This window comes from Reyranella sp., from assembly GCF_050185545.1.
In the GTDB taxonomy this organism is placed as follows: domain Bacteria; phylum Pseudomonadota; class Alphaproteobacteria; order Reyranellales; family Reyranellaceae; genus Reyranella.
Genome location: NZ_JBFWZI010000155.1, coordinates 7,553 through 13,407 on the forward strand (window position 1 = coordinate 7,553; position 5,855 = coordinate 13,407).

Below are 5,855 nucleotides of genomic sequence, written 5' to 3' on the forward strand. Positions count from 1 at the left end.
CTACGCCACCTTCGGGATCAGCTTCGCCCAGCGGTCGAGCTCAGGCAGGATCACGTCGGCCTTGGCCGATTCGAGGCTGATGATGACGCGCTCGACGCCTTCGTCCTGGTCGCGCTTCAGCTCGCCCTCGTCCTCCGTCGAGTTCCAGATCGAGAGCGGCAGGGTCGCGAGATCGCGATTGGCGGCCTTGGCCATCTCGCGGAATTTTGGGAACAGAGCTCTCACGTCGGAGTAGGCGGCCCGCGCCCGCAGCGGCATCCAGCCGTCACCGTAGCGGATGGCGCGCCGTGCGCCGTAGGGGAACGCGCCGCCGACCAGGACCGGCGGATACGGCTTCTGCACCGGCTTGGGCCAGGTCATCATCGCATCGAACTTCACCATGTCGCCGTGATACTCGGCCTTCGACTTGGTCCAGATCACTTTCATCGCCTCGATGCGCTCGCGTACCAGCTTGTGGCGACTCGCGAAGTCGGTGCCGTGATTCTCCATCTCGTCCTGGTTCCAGCCGTTGCCGACGCCGAACAGGAAGCGGCCGTTCGAGAGCTGATCGATCGACGACACCAGCTTCGCGGTCTGAATCGGATCGCGCTGATTGACCAGGCACACGCCCGTTCCGACCTTCAGCTTCTTGGTGACCGCGGCGGCCGCCATCAGCGACACGAACGGATCCATCGCGTCGTAGTATCTCTTCGGCAGATCGCCGCCACCGGGGAATGGCGACTTGCGCGTCAACGGAATGTGCGAGTGCTCGGGCGCCCACACCGATTCGAAGCCACGCTCCTCCAGCGCCTTGCCCAGCTCGCCGGGCGACATGGAGTAGTCGGTGAAGAACATTGCCGCGCCGATATGCATGGTTTCCCCTCCAACAAGGCCTCACCCTGAGAAGGGCGCGCAGCGCCCGTCTCGATTCGGGCAAAGTAACCTTCGCCCTCAGGTGGGATACAGCACCATTGATGCCCATCCTTCGAGACGCGCCCTCCGGGCGCTCCTCAGAAGGATGAGGTTTCTCTCGCTCTAAATTGAGCCCTTGATCCTAGTGCGCCTTGGCCTTCTTCGGCCAGCGTGCCTCGACCATGGGAATCACCTTGTCGATCAGGCGCCGTGTCTGGTCGATGACGGCCTCGCCGTCGCGTCCGATCGGCCGCAGGATGAACTTCTCGACGCCGACCCCGACATACTCGGCGACCCGGTCGATGATCGTGTGCTCGTCGCCGACCGCGAAGTAGCCCTCCGACTTGCGGCCGGTCCGCTTGGTGTAGGCGGTCATCGCCACCGCCACGATCTTGTCGTCGGCCGAGCCGAAATAGAACGGGAAGCCTGCGCCATAGTGGTCATCGTCGATCGAGCGCCCGGCCTCCGCCGTCGCCTGCTTGATGGCGGCGACGACCTTGCCGGCGTCGGCCGGCATCTCGCCGCCCGCCTGCCAGCCGGTGCCGTAGCGCGCCGTGCGCCTGATCGCCGCCTCCGACGAGCCGCCGATCCACATCGGCAGGTCGGGCTGCACCGGCTTGGGCGAGATCGAGGCACCCTCGAGCCGGTAGTGCGTGCCGGCATAGTCGACACTGTCCTCGCGCCACAGCCGGCTGATGATCTCCAGCGCCTCGTCGGTGCGCTTGCCGCGCGTGCGCGTGTCGATGTTGAGCGCCTGCCACTCCGGGCCGAGCGGGCTGCCGATGCCGAACGCCGGCAGAAGACGGCCCTCCGACAGCACGTCGATGGTGGCGCACTGCTTGGCGAGCAGGATCGGATCGCGCAACGCCAGCGACACCACGTTCATGCCGAAGCGCAGGCGGCGCGTGCGGCCAGCCAGCGCCGCCATCACCGCCATGCATTCGAGGATCGGCTGCGTGCTCACCAGCCGATCGGTCTGCCATATCGAGTCGATACCGCCCGCCTCGCAGAGATCGACCCAGCGCCAGTAGTCCCCCGTCCTGGCGAAAGGGAACTCCGTCAGGCCGACGCCGATGGCGACGCTCATGCCGCCGCGCCCACCTTGACGAGCGGTGCGATGGTATCGAGGTGGCGCAGGATCTCGTCGCGGCCGAGGTCGGGAATGGCCAGCAGCGCATCCTGGATACCGGCCTTGCGGTAGCCCTCCAGCACCTTCGCGTCGTTGGGCGCGCCGAACACGTTGATCGTGAGGGTCGAGAAGTCGCGCTTGCGGCTGTCGGCCATGCGGCGCAGGCGATCGACGCCCTGCACCGGATCGAAACCGCGCGGCCTGGGGAACCAGCCGTCGCAATAATCGACGACGCGGCGCAGCGTGTAGTCGGTCTCGCCGCCGAGCAGGATCGGCGGATGCGGCTTCTGTGCCGGCTTGGGCCACGACCACACCGGATCGAACTTGACGAACTCGCCGTGGAACGACGCTTCCTCCTTGGTCCACAAGGCCTTCATGGCGAGCACGTACTCGCGCATCATCTTGAAGCGCGTGTCGTAGCGCGCGCCGTGATTCTCCATCTCGTCGACGTTCCAGCCGCCGCCGATGCCGAACACGAAGCGGCCGCCCGAGAGCTGGTCGAGCGAGGCGATCGCCTTGGCGGTAACGATCGGCTCATGCTGGGGTACCAGGCAGATGCCGGTGCCGATGATCAGCTTCTTGGTCACTGCCGCGGCGAAGGCGAGGCCGACGAACGGATCGTGGGTGTGCGCGTAGCGCTTGGGCAGCTCGCCGCCGCCAGGGAACGGTGTCTTGCGACTCACCGGAATGTGGGTGTGCTCGGGCACATAGAGCGACGCGAAGCCGCGATCCTCGAGGGCACGGCCGAGCTCGGACAGGTCGATGCCGTAATCGGTCGGAAAATAGAACACACCTACTCGCATCAGGAAACCCTCCTCGTCTATTTCTTCGGCGCTTCGACGTGGCCGCCGAAGCCCAGCCGCATCGCCGACAGGATCTTCTCGGCAAACGTATGGTCCTGCCGCGAGCGGAAGCGCACGAACAGCGAGGCGGCGAGCACGTCGGCCGGCACCGCCTCCTCGATCGCCGCCTCGATCGTCCAGCGGCCTTCGCCGCTGTCCTCGACGTGACCCGAGAAATGCTCGAGCGTTCCGTCCCTGGCGAGCGCGCTCGCCGTCAGGTCGAGCAGCCACGACGTCACCACGCTGCCGCGCCGCCACACTTCGGCGATGTCGGCGAGATTGAGATCGTAGCGCTCGTCGGCCGGCAGCTTTTCCGAAGAGCGATGGCGCATGATGTCGAAGCCCTCGGCGAAGGCCTGCATCATGCCGTACTCGATGCCGTTATGGATCATCTTGACGAAATGACCGGCGCCGACCGGACCGGCGTGGATGTAGCCCTGCTCGGCGCGCGGATCGAGTTTTTCGCGCCCCTCCGTGCGCTCGATCGTGCCGAGGCCCGGCGCCAAGGCAGAGAAGATGGGGTCGAGGCGCTTCACCACCTCGGCATCGCCGCCGATCATCAGGCAGTAGCCGCGCGCCAGCCCCCACACGCCGCCCGACGTGCCGATATCGAGATAGTGGATGCCCTTGGGCCTGAGCTCGCGGGCGCGCCGCACGTCGTCTTTGAAATTGGTGTTGCCGCCATCGATGATGACGTCGCCGGCGCGCATCAGCGTGCCGAGCTCGGCGATCGTCTGCTCGGTGATCTTGCCGGCCGGCAGCATCACCCACACCGCGCGCGGCCCCTCCTTCAGGGCTTCGACCAGGGCCGGAACCGACCGGGCCGCGACAGCGCCTTCCCTGGCGAGCGCCTCGCCGGGAGCCGGATTGGCATCGAAGACGACGCAGCTGTGCCCCGCCCGGGTCAGGCGTCGCACGATATTTCCACCCATCCGCCCCAGGCCGATGACGCCGATCTGCATGTGCCGTCCATTTCCGATTGTAGCCGCCGCCCACTTTAGTGTGACAATCTCCGGGTCACAACGAACCGACGGGAGTTCACAGCCATGACCTTGGGACGGCTGGGCGTATGGTACGGAACCGACAAGCTCAACGGTGGCCAGCTGGCCGATTTCGTCGGCACCGTCGAAGGACTCGGATACTCCGCCCTGTGGTATCCGGAATCACGCGGCTACGAATCGCTGTCGCTCGCGGGATACCTGCTGTCGAAAAGCAGCAAGCTCATGATCGGCAGCTCGATCGCCAACATCTACGCGCGCGACCCCTATACCGCACGGCGGGGCATGGTTTCGCTCAATGACCTCTACGGCGGGCGGTTCATTCTCGGCCTGGGCGTCAGCCATATTCCCATGGTCGAAGGCCTGCGCGGCCATCGCTACGACAAGCCGATCCCGGCGATGCGCGCCTATCTCGAGGGAATACACAAGGACCTGCCGGCAGCCGACGAGGCGCCGGTCGTGGTCGCCGCTCTCGGCCCCAAGATGCTGGAGCTGAGCGCCGCAAAATCGCGCGGCGCCGTGCCCTACAACGTGACGCCCCGGCACACGGCGAAAGCGGCCGCCATCCTGGGCCCCAGCAAGTGGCTGGCCGTCGAGCAGAAGGTGACCTTGGAGAGCGATCCCGCGAAGGCGCGCGCGCTTGGCCGCAAGGAGCTGGCGCGCTATCTGCTGCTGCCCAACTATTGCAACAACTGGCTGCGCGACGGCTTCACCGAGGCCGACCTGGCCGACGGCGGCAGCGATCGCTTCATCGACGCCATGGTGCTGTGGGGCGACGCGGCGACGATCCGCAAGGGCCTGCGTGCCCATTTCGAGGCCGGCGCCACACACGTCTGCCTGCAGCCGGTCCATGCCGACAACGACTTCGCCGCGCGCGACCGCATGCTGAAGGAGCTGGCGGATACTTAACAGCAGGTCTGATGGTCTTCCGGACCGCTAGCGTCTCGCTCGCTCAAGAGTCTGAGCGAGCGAGACGCCCGCGGTCCGGAAGAATCTGACGTTCCAGGGGAGGACACACATGGATTTCGGCATCGCGCTGCCCACGGCAGCCGACTCGTGGAAGGTCGTGCAGCGCGCCGAGGAACTCGGCTTCACCCATGCCTGGTTCTACGACACGCAGATGTTGAGCGCCGACTGCTTCGTCGCCATGGGCGCGGCGGCGGTCAAGACGACGCGCATCCGCCTCGGCACCGGCGTGCTGGTGCCGTCGAACCGCATCGCGCCGGTGACCGCCAACGCGCTGGCGACGCTCAACCAGCTGGCGCCGGGCCGCATCGATTTCGGCGTCGGCACGGGCTTCACCGCGCGCCGCGCGATGGGCTTCGGCGCGATCAAGATCAAGGACATGGAAGCCCATATCCACCAGGTCTACGGCCTGCTGCGCGGCGAGATTGTCGATTTCGAGATGGAGGGCGAGAAGAGGAAGATACGCTTCCTCAATCCCGAGCTGCCGCTGTTCAACACCAGGGACCCGATCGCGCTCCACCTTTCCGCCTTCGGGCCGCGCACGCGGGCGCTGACGGCCAAGCTCAAGGCCGGCTGGATCGATTTCGTCGGCAAGATCGAGAACGGGATTCGCGAGCTCGAGGCGATGCGCGAGGCCTGGAGCAAGGCTGGCCACGCCCTGGGTGATCTGCAGGCGACGGCCTTTGCCCTGGGTTGCGTGCTGCAGGACGGCGAACCGGCCGATTCCGCGCGCGCCATGGCGCAGGCCGGCCCGCGCGCTGCGGTGATGCTGCATCGCGCCGCCGACGAAGCGCTGGCGGGCCTTGCGCCCGGCGTCACCATGGTAGCCAAGACCAGGCCGGAGATTCAGGGCTACATCGAGCTTGCCCGCAACTTCGCGCCGAAGGACGCGCCCTATCTCGAGAACCATCGCGGCCATCTGATGTTCGTGAAGCCGCAGGAGAAGCGCTTCATCACCGCCGACCTGATTCGCGAGACGTCGTTCACCGCAAGCGAGGCCGAGATCAAGCAGCGCATCGAGGCGCTGCG

General features: G+C 66.5%; 6 protein-coding genes. 2 read left to right on the forward strand and 4 right to left on the reverse strand.

From position 1 onward, the window contains the following. The 4 genes from AB7O82_RS29070 to gnd all read right to left on the reverse strand — a co-directional run bounded on the left by AB7O82_RS29070 (position 1) and on the right by gnd (position 3,824). Positions 1-852, reverse strand: coding sequence for an LLM class F420-dependent oxidoreductase (locus AB7O82_RS29070; protein ID WP_428546552.1), 852 nt, complete (start codon positions 850-852; stop codon positions 1-3). Positions 853-1,033: 181 nt separating this feature from the next. Then, positions 1,034-1,978, reverse strand: a complete 945-nt coding sequence (locus tag AB7O82_RS29075; protein ID WP_428620832.1) for an LLM class flavin-dependent oxidoreductase — start codon at positions 1,976-1,978, stop codon at positions 1,034-1,036. Continuing rightward, positions 1,975-2,823: an LLM class F420-dependent oxidoreductase gene (locus AB7O82_RS29080; RefSeq protein WP_428546546.1), complete on the reverse strand. Its 849-nt coding sequence runs from the start codon at positions 2,821-2,823 to the stop codon at positions 1,975-1,977. The genes AB7O82_RS29075 and AB7O82_RS29080 overlap by 4 nt, the downstream gene beginning before the upstream one ends. 17 nt (positions 2,824-2,840) lie before the next feature. Then, complete coding sequence (gnd, locus tag AB7O82_RS29085; RefSeq protein WP_428546543.1) at positions 2,841-3,824, reverse strand: phosphogluconate dehydrogenase (NAD(+)-dependent, decarboxylating); 984 nt, start codon at positions 3,822-3,824, stop codon at positions 2,841-2,843. Positions 3,825-3,908: 84 nt separating this feature from the next. Between gnd and AB7O82_RS29090 the strand changes: the two genes are divergently transcribed. Beyond that, complete coding sequence (locus AB7O82_RS29090) at positions 3,909-4,769, forward strand: TIGR03620 family F420-dependent LLM class oxidoreductase (RefSeq protein WP_428546540.1); 861 nt, start codon at positions 3,909-3,911, stop codon at positions 4,767-4,769. Positions 4,770-4,878: 109 nt separating this feature from the next. Continuing rightward, a partial coding sequence (locus tag AB7O82_RS29095; protein ID WP_428620834.1) for an LLM class flavin-dependent oxidoreductase occupies positions 4,879-5,855 on the forward strand: 977 nt, incomplete at its 3' end.

Bases quoted from the DNA above. Each gene is read 5' to 3' on its own strand.
- AB7O82_RS29090 (WP_428546540.1), top strand. From the start codon at position 3,909: ATGACCTTGGGACGGCTGGGCGTATGGTACGGAACCGACAAGCTCAAC.
- AB7O82_RS29070 (WP_428546552.1), bottom strand. From the start codon at position 852: ATGCATATCGGCGCGGCAATGTTCTTCACCGACTACTCCATGTCGCCC.
- gnd (WP_428546543.1), bottom strand. From the start codon at position 3,824: ATGCAGATCGGCGTCATCGGCCTGGGGCGGATGGGTGGAAATATCGTG.
- AB7O82_RS29080 (WP_428546546.1), bottom strand. From the start codon at position 2,823: ATGCGAGTAGGTGTGTTCTATTTTCCGACCGATTACGGCATCGACCTG.
- AB7O82_RS29075 (WP_428620832.1), bottom strand. From the start codon at position 1,978: ATGAGCGTCGCCATCGGCGTCGGCCTGACGGAGTTCCCTTTCGCCAGG.